The sequence below is a fragment of the Rhizobacter sp. P1_G5 genome (assembly GCF_056405435.1).
Genome location: NZ_JBFUCB010000912.1, coordinates 1 through 1,729, shown reverse-complemented (window position 1 = coordinate 1,729; position 1,729 = coordinate 1). Strand labels below are relative to the sequence as shown.

Annotated in this window: 1 protein-coding gene; it reads left to right on the top strand. The window is 75.0% G+C overall.

The genetic code is table 11. The annotated features are described in order from the left end of the window. Positions 1 to 36: 36 nt before the first annotated feature. Positions 37 to 1,729, top strand: a 1,693-nt coding sequence (locus tag AC1D12_RS32640) for a zinc-binding dehydrogenase (RefSeq protein ID WP_477845284.1), incomplete at its 3' end; no start/stop codon positions are given.

Genomic DNA, 1,729 nt, shown 5'->3' with positions numbered 1-1,729 from the left:
GTGCGGTGGCAGCCTGCCTCCCCCGTTCAGCCTGAGGTGTCGAGGGCCCACGCCGCCGGCGACTGGCTGCTCCTCTCCGACGCCAGCGGCCTCGCCACCACGCTGCGCCAGGCGCTCGAATCCCGCGGCGCCCGCTGCACCGAAGTGCTCGCCGGCGAACGCTTCCAGCGCCTCGAATCGAACCGCTGGTCCGTCGACCCGGGCGATGCGGCGCAGATGCACTCGGTCGTCGCCGACTGGCGCTCGCACGGCACGCCGCGCGCGGTGGTCTCGCTGTGGAGCCTCGACACACCCCGCCTCGACGACGCCGCCGCCGAACTGCGCGCCAGCGGCTCGCTGCTTCATGTGCTGCAGGCGCTGGCCGCCGATGCCGAGGCGCCCACCGTCGCGCTGTGGCTCGTCACGCAGACCTCGCAGCCCGTGCGCCCGCACGAGGCGCCGGCGTCGTCGGCCGCGGCCGGTGCCTGGGCCTTCCTCGGCGTGCTCGCCGTCGAGCATCCCGAATTCCCGCTGCGCGCGATCGACACCGACGCGACCGACACGGGCGCGCTGCTGGCCGAGCTGCTGTCGCCCGCCCCGTTGCCGCGCGTCGCGCTGCGCGGTGGCACGCGCCACGAACCACGCCTCGTGCGCCGCGCCGCCGCCACACCGGCTTCGCCGCTGCAGCGCCTCGAGGTCGAACGCCCCGGCACCCTCGACGGCCTGGCGCTGCGCGCACTCGCCCCGCGCGCGCTGAAGCCGAACGAACTGCGCATCCAGGTGCACGCCGCCGGGCTGAACTTCCGCGACGTGCTGCTTGCGCTCGGCGTCTACCCCGGCAGCGGCATCCCGCTCGGCGCCGAATGCGCCGGCACCGTCAGCGAAGTCGGCACGGCCGTCGAGGGCTGGCGCGTCGGCGAGCGCGTGTTCGGCTTCGTGCACGACAGCATGGGCAGCGAGGCGGTCGCGCCGGCCGCCTTCGTCGCCCGCATTCCGCCGGGCCTGTCGAACGAGCAGGCGGCCGCGCTGCCGGTCGCCTTCCTGACAGCGCACCACGGCCTGTTCGGCATCGCCGGGCTGCGGCGCGGCCAGCGCGTGCTGATCCATGCCGGCGCCGGCGGCGTCGGCCTCGCCGCGGTGCAGCTCGCGCTGCGTGCCGGCGCCGAGGTCTACGCCACCGCCGGCTCACCCGAGAAGCGCGCCCACCTGCTCGCGATCGGCGTGCGCGCGGTGATGGATTCGCGCAGCACCTCGTTCGCCGCCGAGCTGATGCGCGCGACCGGCGGTGCCGGCGTCGACGTGCTGCTGAACTCATTGGCTGGCGATTTCATCCCGGCCGGGCTCGGCGTCGTCGCCCCGGGCGGCTGGTTCCTCGAACTCGGCAAGCGCGACATCTGGACCCCCGAGGCCGTCGCGCAGGCCTGCCCGGGCATCCACTACGAGGCCTACGACCTGGGGGATGCGGCCTACGCCGAGCCGCGCCTGCTGCGCCCGATGCTGGCCGAGCTGCAGGCCGGCCTGCAGGACGGCAGCCTGCAGCCGCTGCCGGTCACGGTGTTCGATGTCGCGCAGGCCGCCGACGCGTTCCGCCACATGGCCCAAGCGAAGCACATCGGCAAGATCGTGCTGCGGCTGCCGGTGGCCGCCTCGTTCGAGGTCCGCGCCGATGCCTGTTACCTCGTCACCGGCGGTCTCGGTGCGCTCGGCCTGCACACCGCGCGCTGGCTGCAGCGCTCGGGCGCGCGCCAGA